The 13839-nt window shown below is 72.8% G+C and carries 11 protein-coding genes; 6 read left to right on the top strand and 5 right to left on the bottom strand.

Annotated features, from left to right (window positions below; genetic code table 11):
• Positions 1-69 precede the first annotated feature (69 nt).
• From ABZ919_RS21150 to ABZ919_RS21130, 5 genes are all read right to left on the bottom strand, one after another.
• Positions 70-2244, bottom strand: coding sequence for a discoidin domain-containing protein (locus ABZ919_RS21150; protein WP_361249900.1), 2175 nt, complete (start codon positions 2242-2244; stop codon positions 70-72).
• A gap of 143 nt (positions 2245-2387) precedes the next feature.
• Positions 2388-3743, bottom strand: a complete 1356-nt coding sequence (locus ABZ919_RS21145) for an FAD-binding protein (protein ID WP_361249899.1) — start codon at positions 3741-3743, stop codon at positions 2388-2390.
• A gap of 43 nt (positions 3744-3786) precedes the next feature.
• A complete protein-coding gene (locus ABZ919_RS21140; protein ID WP_361249896.1) occupies positions 3787-4602 on the bottom strand; it encodes an inositol monophosphatase family protein in 816 nt (271 codons plus the stop codon).
• A gap of 29 nt (positions 4603-4631) precedes the next feature.
• Complete coding sequence (locus ABZ919_RS21135; RefSeq protein WP_361249894.1) at positions 4632-6410, bottom strand: RICIN domain-containing protein; 1779 nt, start codon at positions 6408-6410, stop codon at positions 4632-4634.
• A gap of 134 nt (positions 6411-6544) precedes the next feature.
• Positions 6545-7726 (bottom strand): FAD-dependent oxidoreductase, encoded by a 1182-nt coding sequence (locus tag ABZ919_RS21130; RefSeq protein ID WP_361249891.1) that lies wholly within the window; start codon positions 7724-7726, stop codon positions 6545-6547.
• Between the two features lie 224 nt (positions 7727-7950).
• Between ABZ919_RS21130 and ABZ919_RS21125 the strand changes: the two genes are divergently transcribed.
• From ABZ919_RS21125 to mdlC, 6 genes are all read left to right on the top strand, one after another.
• Positions 7951-8958: a Ppx/GppA family phosphatase gene (locus ABZ919_RS21125; RefSeq protein WP_361249888.1), complete on the top strand. Its 1008-nt coding sequence runs from the start codon at positions 7951-7953 to the stop codon at positions 8956-8958.
• A 90-nt stretch (positions 8959-9048) separates the two neighbouring features.
• Positions 9049-9402, top strand: coding sequence for a hypothetical protein (locus ABZ919_RS21120; protein ID WP_361249886.1), 354 nt, complete (start codon positions 9049-9051; stop codon positions 9400-9402).
• A 224-nt stretch (positions 9403-9626) separates the two neighbouring features.
• Positions 9627-10595 carry an ABC transporter substrate-binding protein gene (locus ABZ919_RS21115; protein WP_361249884.1) on the top strand — a complete coding sequence of 323 codons (969 nt, stop codon included), beginning with the start codon at positions 9627-9629 and terminating at the stop codon, positions 10593-10595.
• Entirely contained in the window at positions 10592-11392 is an 801-nt protein-coding gene (locus ABZ919_RS21110) for an ABC transporter permease subunit (protein WP_361249881.1), read from the top strand. Before ABZ919_RS21115 ends, ABZ919_RS21110 begins: the two co-directional genes overlap by 4 nt.
• The gene (locus ABZ919_RS21105; RefSeq protein WP_361249878.1) at positions 11389-12234 is read left to right on the top strand and encodes an ABC transporter permease subunit; all 846 of its coding nucleotides are present in this window, start codon (positions 11389-11391) and stop codon (positions 12232-12234) included. Before ABZ919_RS21110 ends, ABZ919_RS21105 begins: the two co-directional genes overlap by 4 nt.
• On the top strand, positions 12231-13838 hold the full coding sequence (gene mdlC, locus ABZ919_RS21100) for a benzoylformate decarboxylase (protein ID WP_361249875.1): 1608 nt from the start codon (positions 12231-12233) through the stop codon (positions 13836-13838). The genes ABZ919_RS21105 and mdlC overlap by 4 nt, the downstream gene beginning before the upstream one ends.
• The last annotated feature ends 1 nt before the right edge of the window (position 13839 follow it).

Genomic DNA, 13839 nt, shown 5'->3' with positions numbered 1-13839 from the left:
GAACGGGACGGCCGACGAACGGAGTGCGTCCCGGGACGGGGCGGGCACCGTCCCGGGACGCGGCGCGGGTCAGGGGAACGACGTCACCTTGGAGGGGACGGTGCTGGTTCCCGAGGTGGGTGCGCCGGTGCTGTCGACGACGTGGGCGTACTGGCCGTTGCCGCCGAGGGAGATCACCAGCAGGTCGTGCATCCTGATGCCGTCGCCGGTCGGGACCTGGAAGCCGTGGGTCTGGACGATCGTGGGATCGGCCGTGTAGTTGCAGTAGCTGCCCAGGCCCCAGGCCTCGTGGGTGGTGACTGAGTCGGCTACCTTGTAGGCGGCGTAGCCGACGATGCCGTCATGGGTGACGGCGGCGGCGTTCGGGGCGTCGTACGCCTTCTCGTTCTGGAAGAAGATCGTCCGGCCGCGCTCGCCGTTCCAGTAGACGTCGTACTTGTTGAAGTGTTCGGCGAACAGACCGGTGGCGAGCACGTCGTCGCCGTTGACTCTGAGGCCGTAGTCGGCACGGTTGGTGTCCCAGCCGACGCCGCTGCCGTGGTCGGCGCGCCAGATCCAGGTGTGGTCGATGATGACGTTGTTGCTGTTCACCACGACCGAGTTGGTGGCGAGCCCCGGTCCGGCCCCGCCGATGCGGATGAACACGTCCTGCATGGTGGTGGGGTCGGCCGAGTGGTCGGCGGTGGAGCCGGGGGTGCCGATGCGCAGCAGCGTGTCGGAGTTGACCGGTCCGGCGTCGATGAGGAGTCCGGCGAGCCGCACGCCGTCGACGTCGGCCACGTGCACGGCGTCGATGCCGTTGTCCGGCACGAGGGTGGCGAGTCCGAGACCGAGGACGACGGTGTCGGGGCGGGTGACGTCGATCGTCCGGTCGAGGTGGTAGATGCCGGGTGTGAACAGCAGGTTGAGACCCTGGGCGAGGGCCGCGTCGATGGTGGCCGCGGTCGCGCCGGGCTTGACGACGTAGAAGCGGTCGAGCGGGAGGGAGGTACCCGGGGTGTTGGGCCAGGAGACGCCCCGGGCATTGGTGCGCCTGCCGGGGACGAACACCTTGTAGTCGTTGCCGTCCAGGTAGAGGAACGGCTTCTCCCGTGAGACCGGGGTGGTGTCCACAGTGGTGTACGGGCCGCTGTCGAAGTTCGTCGCGGGGGCGCCCTGGACGCCGGAGAAGGTCATGTTCCAGACGCCGTTGGTCCAGCCGCCGACCGAGCTGTCGCGGGTGTACCACTGCTGCTGGGAGTACGGCCCCACCGTGCCGTCGATCCTCGAGTCCGCGATGTAGCCGCCCGAGGCCCAGCCGTAGCCGTTCGGGGCGAGGTTCAGGCCGCCCTCGACATGGATACGGCGGAAGGGGGCGGCCTGGGCGACGGCCCAGCGGTCGGTGCCGTTGGAGGGCTTGACGGCGAGGTTCTCCGCCGAACGCCAGAAGTTCTGCGTGGCGTTGCCGTTGAACCAGCCCGCGTCGACCGTGACGTCACCGTTGATCTGTGTGTCGTCGGGGTTCAGGCCGAGCCCGGAGACGGAGGTGTAGAAGCCGATCTGGGCGTTGAGGCCGTTGTACGTGCCCGGCTTGAGCAGGAACTGGTAGCGGCCGGTGCCGAACTGGGCCGACTCCTGCTGCTTGAAGACGTCGTCGAACTTCTGCTGGAGGTTCGGGGTGGACGGGTCGACGACGATGACGTTCGGGCCGAGATCGCCGCCGCCCTGGACGGGCCCCGTCGTGCCGGTGCTCGTGGTGTGCACGGCCATCTCCCACAGCGAGTAGCCGTACCCCGTGCCACGGGCGGTGCCGTGGATCCGGACGTACCGGCCGGAGCCGCTGACGTCGTACGACGCCGTGCCGCCACCCGCGCCGGTGACGGTCTTGAGAGTGCTCCAGTTCTGCCCGTCGGCGGAGGCCTGCAGTTGGAAGTCCTTTCCGTAGGCGGTCTCCCAGTTCAGGTCGATCCCGCACAGGTCCTCGACGGAACCGAGGTCGACCTGCAGCCACTGCGGGTCGCTGAACCGGCTGGACCAGCGGGTCGAGGTGTCGCCGTCGAAGGCGGCGGAGGCGGGGGTGCCGGTGTTCTCGGTGGAGGACGCCGTGGCGGGCCTGCCCTGGGCGGCGTCCGCCGTGTCGCAGGCAATGGTCCCGGCAGCGGCGGCCGGGGTGGGGGCGAGGGGCAGGGTGATCAGTGCCGCCAGGGCGGCCAGTGCGACACCCGCGCAGCTCTGTCTCGTACGGCTTCCGATCCGGCTCGGCATGGGCGGCTCCCTACGGAAAACGGGTCAAGCGGCTGACCCGGCAGCTTAGTTCATGTTTTGATTTAAGACATGAGACAAGCGGCCGACAAGCCCTCGGGAGCCAAAAACCTTTAGATGCGTACGACGTGGCGGCCCGCCGCCGCTCAGAACCGCATGCCGTGTCCGGGCGCCAGAACGAGATGCGGGTCGTGGCGGCGTTTGGCATCGGCGAACGCAGGCCAGCGGCTGCCGTAGTGGTCCTGCCAGTCGGCGTCCGACATGGGCAGGGCGTTGACCGGATACGCGACAGCCCCCTGGGCCCGGGCGAGCTCGTACGCGGCGCGGTTGGCGGCCACCATGGCCGCGACCGTCTCCGGGCTGCCGGGCGGAGCCGTACGCAACAGGGCGAAGAGGTACAGGACTTCACCGGACGGTCGGCGGAAGAACGGTGCGCGCACCCGGCCGGAGAGCAGCGGGTACAGCAGGACGAGACCGGCGTCGCGCAGGTCACGGAAGGCCGGGTCGGCGAGTACCGCGCGGACGACGGACTCGGCGCCGTCGCGTGGGAGCAGCAGGTTGAGCCACGGGTGGGGATGCAGCCACTCCCCCGTGGCCCGCAGGACCTCCTCGTCGGTGTCCACGCGATGCGCGAACTCGGCGTAGCCGAGGTCCTCCGCCTCCAGGGCGGCGGGTTCGTGTGCGAGTCCGGCGAGGAGGGTACCGTCGTCGGGCGGGTGCGGACCGTCGTGCGCCGCCACGGCCTCGATCATGAACTGCCGGCCGGGCTCGCCGGCCGGCCGGACCTGGCCCTCCAGATGGGTGAAGCGCTGCTCCTCGGCGAGCCGCCGCTGGTCCGCGAGACAGCGGGCGAGGTCGGCGTAGTACAGGCAGTAGCGGCGGATCCGGGCGGGTGCCGGGACCAGGCGCAGGGAGGCGGACACGATGACCGCGCACTGGCCGAGGCCGGCGAGCACGGCGTGGAAGAGCTCCTGATCCCGGTCGGGTGAGCAGAACCGGTGCTCCCCGGCCCCGGTCACCACCTCCAGTTCCAGCACCTGATCCGCGACCAGGCCGTGCCGGTGGGTGGCACCGCCGAGTCCGCCGGCCGACAGGACACCGCCGACCCCGGCGCCCAGGTAGTCGGTGAGGACCGCGAGGGTACGGCCGTACGGGAGAGTGGCGGCCAGGACCTCCCGCCAGGACGCGCCTGCCTGGACGGTCACCTGGCCCGCCGTCACGGGACCGACCCGGTTCATCGCCCGCAGGTCCAGCACGATTCCGCCGCCCGCCTGGCCCTGCCCGTACATCGAGTGTCCGCCGCCGCGGGCGCTCACCGGGACGCCCCGGGGGCCGGCGAACTCGAGCAGGTCCCTGATCTCGGCGGCGGTCCCCGGCCGCAGGACGCCGAGCGGGGTCTCCCGCACGATGTGCCCGAAGTCCTCCGCGCAACCCCGCAGGGTCTCGCAGCCGGTGTCCAGGGCCAGGCCGAAGCGGGCCGCGAGGTCATGGGCCACTGTCATGCCGGAATCACATCAGAGGGCACGTCATGCGTCGAGAAGGCCGTCAACTCCCGTTCTCGGTCTGCTTCTTGACGAGCTCCAGCAGTGCGGCGTGGGTCTGGGCGTCGGCCGCCGCGACGAGCCCGCCCGCGCCGCTGAGCACGGGTTCGCCGTACAGGCCGGTCACCGTGCAGCCGGCCGCGCGGCACAGCGCGATCCCGGCCGCGAAGTGCACGCTGTCGCGCAGGTCGCCGTCGGTGACGTAGGCGGCCCGGCGCCCGGCGGCGACCCACGCCACCGCGAGCGTGCTGGAGACCACCCGTGGCCGGAACCGGGCGGCGAAGCCGGGGTCGGCGAGGAGTCGCGCCGCCTGAAAACCGGGGGCGTTGGGGAAGGGCGGGTCGAGGTTGACGTCCACCAGCCCGGACCCGGCCCAGGGCGTCAGCCGTTCGTCGTGGCCGTCCCCGCGGACCCACGCCGCCTCGCCGTCGGTCCAGAACACCTCGCCGCCGAACGGATCGGCGGTCGCGGCGGCCGTGACCTCGGGCCCTTCCCGCAGGGCCACGTTCACGCCGACGAGCATGGTCCGCACGGCGTAGTTGAGGGTGCCGCACAGCGGGTCGACGAGCCAGCGGCGGCGGGCGCCGGCGGCGCCGGAGCGGCCGCTCTCCTCGCCGGTCACGGCGTCGTCGGGGCGGGCAGCGCACAGGACGTCCAGCACGGCTCGCTCGGCGGCGAGGTCCGCCTCGGTCGCGAAGTCGCCGGCGGACTTGTCGTACCGTGCGAGCCGGTTGCCGTAGAGGTCACGGACCACGGCGGCGCCCGCCTGGGACGCGGTCACGGCCAGGTGGGCGTCGGAATGCCCGTCGGTGATCGACATGAGCGCAGGATAGTCGTACGAGCGGAGTCTCAGGGCGCGGTGAGGGACAGGGTCTGTTCGGCGGCGGTGCGTCCGGCGCCCACGGAACTTCCGCTGCGGTCGGTCCAGTTGCGTGCCGGGGTGGTCTCGGCGAGCCGGCCGGCCCTCCCGGAGAGGCCGAGCACGAGTCCGCTGTAGCGGTTGACCAGGCGACAGGTGCCGCCGGAGGCGTCCGGGACCAGGAACCACTGCTGGCCGGCCGACGGCCCGCCGGCTCGTGCGGTGGTGACGGTGGGCCTGGCGCCCCAGGTGCGGCCGGCGGTGGAGGAGGAGTCGACGCCGAGCAGCCGGCCGCTCGCGGCGTTGGTGACGGTGAAGGCGCCGTCGCCGGTCGGGGTGAACACCCAGGTGTCGCGGCCGGACGGGGTGGGCTGCGCCAGTGAGGTGGTGGCGCTCCCACGGGCCGTCTGGGCGAGGATCCGTCCCGTGCCGCTCGCGATGCGGTAGCCGTGGCTCGTGTCCATCGGCGCGGCTGCCGGAGTGGTGGAGTCGACGGTGACGTCGACGTACTCGCCCGAGGCGTCGTGCGAGCAGCCGAAGGCGCAGTAGGACCGGAAGGACCTGCCGACGATCGTGGAGCTGGTGCGGTTGGCGCCGTCGAGGAACCAGCGGTACCAGGAGGCGTTGGTGTAGCTGCCGGTGTCCCCGATCAGGTGCCACTTCTGGGTCGTCAGGTCGTCGGTGGCGTAGAGGTACTGCGGCGAGTTCCCGCTCTGGTCCACGGCCTGCGGTTCACCGATGTACAGCCCGAGGTAGGCGTCGTAGGCGATGTTCATGACGAACAGCGGCGAGGTCGGGGGCATCGTCCCGGCCGCGATCTGCTGGGCGGCGGTGCCGGTGTTGGCCGGGTCGTACTCGGCCGAGGCGGGGGTGTAGCCGGTGGGGTGGGCCGAGTCCACGGGGACGATGTCGCTCTCCTCCCCTCCCGTGCCGGGCTCGGACCAGGCGCCGTCATACCACTTGCGCCAGGAGCCGGGGGCCATCTTGGCGGAGATCGGGGCGCGGGCCACGTGCTCGTAGAACGCCTTCCAGCCGCCGCTCTTGTCGATGATCCGGGAGCCGTAACAGACGTAGAAGTAGCCGGAGGCGGTGTCGACGAAGAGGCGCTGGTCGCCGTCGCCGTAGGAGTACGTCTGGTTCGGGAAGGCGGCCGTGTCGGCGCGCTCCGTGCTGTACGGGGACGTGATGACATGGTCCTCGATGGTCCAGGTGCGGCCCCGGTCGGCGGAGACGGCGTAGTCGATGGCGTCGTAGTGCAGTCCGTCGCCGAAGGGCTGCGGGGTGAACTCGTTGTGCACCAGGCCATACCAGTCGCCCGTGTCGGGGTCGACCCACACCCCGGACAGGTCGCAGTAGTTCTTCTGGGCGTAGCCGGAGCCGCCGGGCGCGTAGGTCGCCTCCCGGCCGGTGGGGCTGTTGTTGCAGCGCCAGGTGGTGTCGTCGTTGCGGTCGGCGGGGTCGGCGGGGTTCACCGCCTTGCTCAGGGTCCTGTCGAAGCTCGCGGTGTCGAAGTCCTTGCCGGTGTAGAAGTCCCAGGTGCGCGGGTCCTCGGCGCCGTACAACGCGGCCGACTGCTGGTAGTGGAAGGTGCCGTCCCGGTCGAGATAGGGGCTCGCGGGGGTGTCCGTGGGGTGGGTGAAGGGCACCGGGGCGCCCACGGTCACCGTGTAACCGGCGTCGGCGGGGGGCGCTGCCGACGCCGGGGACGGGATGCCGCCGCCCAGGACCAGGGCTGCGGTCGCGGCCACGGCGCCGCCTGCTCTGCTCAAGAGTCGCACCTGTGCTCCCTGTCGACGAAGGGCCGGTTGCAGGGAACGATCCGGCTCCTGCGCTCCTTCGGCAATGGACTCCAGTGCTGCGCCTCTTGCACTTTCGTGCGTGTGTCCGCCGTCGGCTTCGCGGGCTAGGGCTGTTCGGGCGGGGCGGCCGGCAGCGGGCTGTGCCAGGCCAGTTGGCGGATCAGCGTCTCGTCCGGCTCCGCGGGGCGGCCCACGACGGGAGCCGGACGGGACGGTTCGCGGATGCCTCGGGAGAGACCGCCGCTGACGGTGATGTTGTGCTCCACCCGCGCGCGGCGGTGCCGTTCGTATGCGGCGAACGCGGCCGGCGCGCCCGGCAGGTCGCGCAGCGCCTTGGCCAGGACGACGGCGTCCTCCAGGGCCATCGAGGCCCCCTGGCCGGTGGCCGGGGAGGCCGCGTGGGCCGCGTCACCGATGAGCAGCATGTGTCCGCTGTGCCACGGCGTTCCGAGCGGCATCTCGGTGGCGTCGGTGACCATGACGGGGCCCCGGGAGGCGGCGACGATGTCAGCGGCCGGTGTGGAGTCCTTGCGCAGCAGCGGCAGCAACTCCTCGTGCCACGGGGCCAGGTGCGCCGGGCCGCCGGCGGGCGGGGCTTGCGTGCTCACGCGGGCGAACCAGTACGTCTCCCCGTCCGGCGACGCCGCGTATCCGAAGGTGGTCCCGCTGCCCCGGACGAACGTGATGACGCCGGTGCCGTCCACGCCGGGTCCGGTGCCGCTGTAGCCGTAGAAGACCCGCTGGCCGGCGTACACGGGCCGCGCCTGCGGGGTGAGGATCCCGCGCACCGTCGAGTGGAGGCCGTCGGCGCCGACGAGGAGATCCGCGTGGGCGGTGCCGCCGTCGGCGAACCGGGCGGTCACGCCGTGCGGGCCGTCCGTGACGGCGGCCAGACGGGCTCCGTGGCACAGGCGGATGCCGCGCCGGATCGCCTCCGCCTGCAGGGCCGCGTTCAACTCGCCACGGCGCACACAGCGGTAGCGCAGTGCGGGATCGCCGACCTCGCCGAGCGGTGCGTGGGTCAGCTCGGTGCCGTCGCCGTCGAGCAGCCGCAGCGAAGTCAGCGGAAAACCGACGGCGGCGACGGCGTCCGTGGCGTCGAGTTCGGCCAGGGCCCGCATGCCGTTGCTCGCCAGGGTCAGGAACGCCCCGATGTCCTCGGCCGTGTCGGGGTGGGCCTCGTACACGGTGACGTCGCATCCGGCCTTGTGCAGCCCGAGCGCGGCCGCCGTCCCCGCGATCCCGCCGCCGATGACGAGTACCCTCGTCGCGTCCGTCCCGCTCAAGTGCCGCTCCCTGCGCCGACAGTGGTGGGGACCATCTAAGGGCAGGAGCGGGCGTGCCGGGGCGGCGAGGGGCCGAGATCCGGACAGGGACCGCGCGGCAAGGGTTCTCGGACGAGGGGTGGCGGACGGACCCGCGAGCCGTCGGGCTCCTCATGGAGGGGGCTGTGCACACGAGCGCCGCCGGTATGACGGGTTCCTGACGGGAAAATGGGTACCCCCCAGCCATGCGGGTGAGCGTGGTAGACGCAGGCTCGAACACTGTTCGGTTGGTGATCGCGGATGTGGAGGGCGGCGTTCCGCTGCCTGTGCACACCGTCAAATGGAAGCTGCGCCTGTCCGAACACGTCGGTCCGGACGGCAGGATCGGCGACGAGGCGGTGGAACGGCTGGTGAAGGCGGTGGCCGAGGCCGGTGCCACCGCCCGGAGGTGGCATGCGCCGGGGCCGCTGGCCTTCGCGACCGCGGTCGTGCGCGGCGCCCCGAACCGGGAGGAGGTGCTGCGGCGGGTCGCCGCCGGGACCGGGATCCGCATGTGCACCCTGCCGGGTGAGACGGAGGCCGAGCTGACCTTTCTGGCGGCCCGGCGCTGGCTGGGCTGGAGCGCCGGTCCACTCGCCCTGCTCGACATCGGCGGGGGCTCCCTGGAGGTGGCCTTCGGCCGGGGCCGGCTGCCCGACTTCGCCGCCTCCCTGCCGCTCGGCGCCAACCGGCTCACTCAGGAGTACCTCGGTCTCCACGACCCGCCGGGGCCGGAGGAGCTGAAGGAACTGCGCCGCCGGATCCGCCATGAACTGCGGGACGTGGCCTCGCGGATCCGCTGGGAACGGCCGCGCACCGCCGCGGTCAGCTCCCGCACCTTCCAGCAGCTGGCCCGGCTGTGCGGGGCGGCGGCGGGGCGGCACGGCCCGTTCGTGCAGCGGGACATGCGCTGCCGGGATCTGCGCGAGGCGGTCCGGACCCTCGCGGCACTGCCCGCCGCCGAACGTGCCCAGCTGCCCGGTGTCTCCGCGCCGCGCGCCGCGCAGAGCCTGGCCGGAGCGGTCGTCGGGCACACGGCGCTGAAGCTCATGGGTCTGCGCGGGGCCGTGGTCTGCCCGTGGGCGATCCGTGAGGGTGTGCTGCTGCGTTACATGGAGGACGGCGCGGACTGGTGGACGGATGTCATCGGTGCCGCCGAAACCGCGGCACCGTCCCCGGCGGCAACCCTCCGCATCGCCGGCCCACCGGCCTGATCGAGGAGGGGCCGGCACGGGATCCCCCGGGGAGCGGAGACGGGGCCGCTTTCGCGTGCGCGGCCGCGCCTCCGGTGGCAGGATCAGGGGGTGTCCGTCATCAGCAAGCTGCAGATCAAGCCCGGTCGGAGTGTCGCGGTCCTGGGCAAGCCCGCCGACGTCCAGCTGGAGGCCGAGACCCCGGGTGACGCGGCCTCGGCGGATGCGGTGATCGCCTTCGTGACCACCTCGGGTGATCTCTCCGGGGCGGATGCGCAGGCGGCGCTCGCCGCCGCGCGGCGCGATGCCCTCGCCTGGGTGGCCTACCCGAAGGGCGGGAAGCTCGGGACGGATCTGAACCGCGACACGCTGGCCGCCGCGCTGTCCGAGCGGGGTGTGCGGCCCGTGCGGCAGATCGCCGTCGACGACACCTGGTCGGCGCTCCGCTTCCGGCCCGCCGACTGATCTCCGAACGGCACGTCACCAGCCGGGCACGCTTCCTCGCGGCCGAGGCCGCAGGCGCCCGCTTGCGGGGTTCCCGCACACCCGCTGCGCACCGCGACACGCCTCGCTTCCGGGCCGGTTCACGCTTCGGCGATCCCTGCCGCTCCTCTCGTGTGTCTGCACAGCTCCCGAAACCCTCCTCCGATGTGTAGCGATCATGTCAATCGGTGGGTAGTCATGCCGGTATGCCTTTACGCCGATCACGTTCGGGAACGAAACGGCTCGCCGCGCTCGTCGCCGCCGCGGCTGTGGTCCTCGTGGGCTGCGACAGCGGAGGCTCCCCGCACTCCGGTGACGGGCGGCAGCAACTGACCGTGGCCGCACTGCCGCTCACCGACTCGGCCGCCCTCTATCTGGCCCGGGACCGCGGGCTGTTCGCCAAGGAGGGCCTGGACGTGCGCATCCAGCCCGTGCAGCAGAGCATCCAGGCGCTGCCCGCCCTGCTCAAGGGCCAGGTGGACGTGATCGCGAGCGCGAACTACGTCACCTACTTCCAGGCCTACGAGAAGGGCACCCTCGACCTGCGGATCGTCGCCGAGGGCGTCCGCATCGCCCCGCACATGATGGACGTCCTCGTGCCGAAGGACTCGGCGCTGAAGACCCCCGCCGACCTCGCGGGCAAGAAGGTCGCCGTGGCCGTCCTCAACAACATCCAGTCCCTGACCCTGAACGCGATCCTCGACGCCCGGGGCGCCGGACGGCCCGTCTACCGGCAGGTCCTGTTCCCGCAGATGGGCCCCGCCCTGCAGCGGGGCCAGGTGGACGCCGCACACGTGGTCGAACCCTTCGACACCGCCGTTCAGGGCGAGTTGGGCGCACGGGTCCTGCTGGACGGCGGTTCGGGACCGGCGCGGGGACTGCCGGCCAGCGGGTACGTCACCACGGGCGACTTCGTGAAGAAGCACCCGAAGGCCGCCGCGGGCTTCCGGCGGGCCGTCCAGGCGGCCTCCAGGATCGCCGCCGAGGATCCCGGTGCGGTGCGCACGGAGCTGTCGAAGTACGCCAAGGTGACCGCGGACCAGGCCAGGTCGATCCATCTGCCGGCCTATCCGGCGACCGCCGACCCGGCGGCGCTGCACCGGCTCATCGCGCTCATGCGGACCCAGGGGCTGCTGAAGAAGGACATCGACCCGGCACCGCTGCTGGTGACATGACACGCCGACAGGACCTGTTGCTCGGCCTGCTCGGCGCGGCGGCGGCCTTCGGGGTCTGCGAGGCGGTCTCCCGGGCCGGGATCGTGCGGCGCAGCTACCTGCCCCCGGCCTCCGAAGTCCTCGCGCGCGCCGTCCGGCTGGCGGGTGACCCGGCGTTCCTCGACGGTGCCGGGGTGACCCTGCGGGCGTGGGCGCTGGGTCTCGGCCTCGCCTGTGCGATCGCCGTACCCCTGGGGCTGCTGCTGGGCGCACTGCCGGTCGTGGAGGCCGCCGTGCGCGCCGTGCTCGAGTTCCTGCGGCCCCTGCCGTCCGTCGCGTTGATCCCGCTGGTGTCGCTGCTCCTCGGGTCGGGCACGCAGACGGAGGTCACGCTGATCGCGTACGCCTCGCTCTGGCCGGTGCTGTTCAACACCGTCTACGGCCTCGGCGAGACCGACCCGCTGGCCAAGGACACCCTGCGCGCCTTCGGTTTCGGGCGGCTCGGGGTGCTGCTGCGGGTGGAGCTGCCGGCGACCGCCCCGTTCATCGCCGCAGGCGTGCGGATCTCGGCCGCGGTCGCGCTGATCCTGGCCGTCGCGACGGAGATCCTCTCCGGCTTCGGCCAGGGTCTCGGCATCTTCATCGCCCAGGCACAGACCGAGACGGACGGCACGCGGGACGTCCTGGCCGGGGTGGTGTGGGCGGGCGGTCTCGGACTGGTGATCGACGGCGTCCTGGTGGGCGCGGAACGGCGGTTGTTCGCCTGGGCGCCGGAACCCCGTCCCGGTGCACGGAAGCCGGAACGGGACCGCCCATGACCGGGCCACAGGGCGACGAGCGGCCGGGGCACCCGCCGGGTTCGCCCCGTACCGCGGCCGTCCCGTTCCTGCTGCGCTGGACGGTCCTCCTCGTCGCCGTCACCTGCTGGGAGCTGGCCGCCCGTGCCCGGGGCAGCGTCTACTTCCCGCCGCCGCTGCGGATCGCCCGGCACGCCCGCGACCTGTGGTTCTCGGGTCCGGCCGGCCATCTGTTCCTCACCCCGGCCGCGGTCGACACCATTGTGCCGAGCCTCGGCCGGGTGGCGGCCGGGTTCGCGCTCGCCGCCGGGGCCGGGATCGCCCTGGGGATCGCGGTGGGCCGCTCGCGGCGCGCGTACGCGCTGTGCAACCCGGTGCTGCAGTTCGCACGAGCCGTACCGCCGCCCGCACTGGTGCCGGTGTTCGTCGTCGTCTTCGACTTCGGTACGCCCATGCAGGTGGCCTCGATCGCATTCAGCGCCGTATGGCCGGTGCTGGTCAACTCTGCCGAGGGCGCCCGTGCCACCGACCCGCTGCGGCTTCAGGTGGCGGCCGTGCTGCGGCTGACGCCTCCCGAACGGCTGTGGTTCCTGATCCTGCCCTCGGCACTGCCCCGGATCTTCGCCGGACTCCGGCTCAGCCTGTCGCTGTGCCTGATCCTGATGGTGTTCTCGGAGCTCCTGCCGGGCAGCGACAACGGCATCGGCTTCACGCTCACCGACGCCCAGACGCGCTCCGACCTGCTCACGGAGTGGTCGGCGCTGCTGCTGCTCGGCACGCTCGGCCATCTCCTCAACACCGGTCTGCTGGCGGTCGAGAAGCAGCTCGCCGGCCCCCGGTCGTCCGCAGGGAGGACGGCATGACTACGGCCACGGTCCGCGAGGCGGTCGTACGGTTTCTGCGCGACACCGGTATGACGACCGTCTTCGGCAATCCGGGCTCCACGGAACTGCGGATGTTCCGCGACTGGCCGGACGACTTCACCTATGTCCTGGGTCTGCAGGAGTCCGTCGCCGTAGGCATGGCGGCCGGGTACGCGCTCGGCACCCGGCGGGCCGCTTTCGTCGGCCTGCACTCGGCCGGCGGGGTGGGGCACGCGCTCGGCGCGGTGTTCAACGCCTTCCGCGACCGGGTGCCGCTGGTGATCGTGGCGGGCCAGCAGGCACGCTCCCTGATCCAGTTGCGGCCGTTCCTCGGCGCCGACGAACCGGCCCTGTTCCCGCGCCCGTACGTGAAGTCCGCCCGTCAGCCGGAGCGGGCGGCGGACGTGCCGGCCGTGCTGGCCGAGGCGTACCGGACCGCGATGACGCACCCGCGCGGCCCGGTGTTCGTGTCCGTGCCCGAGGACGACTGGGACCGTCCCGCGGAGCCCGTCACGCCGCGCACGGTGCACGCGGCCTTCACGGCCGACCCGGACGCCCTCGGCGAACTCGCCGCCCGGCTGGACGCCTGCGCGCGCCCGGCCCTCGTGGTGGGCCCGGGCGTGGACGACGAGGGCGCGCAGGACCAGGTCCGGGCGCTGGCCGAACGGATCCGGGCCGGGGTGTGGATCAGCCCGCTCTCCGGCCGCTCCGGCTTCCCGGAGTCGCACCCCCTGTTCCAGGGGTTCCTGCCGCCGATCGCCCGCCAACTGGCCGCGCGCCTCGAGCCGTACGACGTGGTGGTCGCCCTCGGCGCGCCGGTGTTCACCTATCACGTGGCGGACGGCGGCCCGCCGCTCGCACCCGGCACCGAACTCTTCCACCTGGACTGCGACCCCGGCCAGGCCGCCTGGCTGCCCGCCGGCACCAGCATCGTCACCACCCTGCGGCCCGCGCTCGCCCGGCTCACCGGGCTGCTGGCGGAGCCCGACCGCGACCCGCCGCCACCTAGGCCGGCGCCGGCCCCGGCCACCGCCGCGGGGCACATCACCCCGGAGCTGTTCTTCGATCTGCTGCGTGCCCGGCTGCCGGGCGACCGGGTCCTCGTCGAGGAGGCGCCGAGCCACCGGGACACGCTGCACGCGCGCGTGCCCGTCGAGTCGAGCGGGGGCTTCCTCACCACGGGCAGCGGGGCGCTCGGCTGGGGCTTGCCCCTGGCGGTGGGCCGGGCGCTCGCGGACCGGCGCCGGGTGGTGTGCGTGGTCGGCGACGGTTCGGCGCTGTATTCGGTGCAGGCCCTGTGGAGCGCGGCCCGGCACGCAGCGCCGGTCACCTACGTGCTGCTGGACAACGGCGGTTACGCGGCCGTGCGCGCGCTGGGCCGGCGGATCGGCATCGTGCCCGTCCCCGGCACGGACATCACGGGGGTCGACTTCGCGGCCCTCGCCGAGTCCTTCGGCTGTCCCGCCGCCCGCGCCGAACACCCCGGGGAACTGCCCCAGGCCATGGACCACGCCCTGGGCCGGGGCGACGACGCGGGCCCCTTCCTGCTGCATCTGCGGATCGGCGGCAGCGCGGGCACCCTGTACGAACCCTGGGCCGGGTGAG

The sequence above is a fragment of the Streptomyces sp. NPDC046759 genome (assembly GCF_040645475.1).
In the GTDB taxonomy this organism is placed as follows: domain Bacteria; phylum Actinomycetota; class Actinomycetes; order Streptomycetales; family Streptomycetaceae; genus Streptomyces.
This window is presented reverse-complemented; position numbering and strand designations above follow the sequence as displayed.

Bases quoted from the DNA above. Each gene is read 5' to 3' on its own strand.
- mdlC (WP_361249875.1), top strand. From the start codon at position 12,231: ATGACTACGGCCACGGTCCGCGAGGCGGTCGTACGGTTTCTGCGCGAC.
- ABZ919_RS21105 (WP_361249878.1), top strand. From the start codon at position 11,389: ATGACCGGGCCACAGGGCGACGAGCGGCCGGGGCACCCGCCGGGTTCG.
- ABZ919_RS21150 (WP_361249900.1), bottom strand. From the start codon at position 2,244: ATGCCGAGCCGGATCGGAAGCCGTACGAGACAGAGCTGCGCGGGTGTC.
- ABZ919_RS21145 (WP_361249899.1), bottom strand. From the start codon at position 3,743: ATGACAGTGGCCCATGACCTCGCGGCCCGCTTCGGCCTGGCCCTGGAC.
- ABZ919_RS21125 (WP_361249888.1), top strand. From the start codon at position 7,951: ATGCGGGTGAGCGTGGTAGACGCAGGCTCGAACACTGTTCGGTTGGTG.
- ABZ919_RS21115 (WP_361249884.1), top strand. From the start codon at position 9,627: ATGCCTTTACGCCGATCACGTTCGGGAACGAAACGGCTCGCCGCGCTC.
- ABZ919_RS21140 (WP_361249896.1), bottom strand. From the start codon at position 4,602: ATGTCGATCACCGACGGGCATTCCGACGCCCACCTGGCCGTGACCGCG.
- ABZ919_RS21110 (WP_361249881.1), top strand. From the start codon at position 10,592: ATGACACGCCGACAGGACCTGTTGCTCGGCCTGCTCGGCGCGGCGGCG.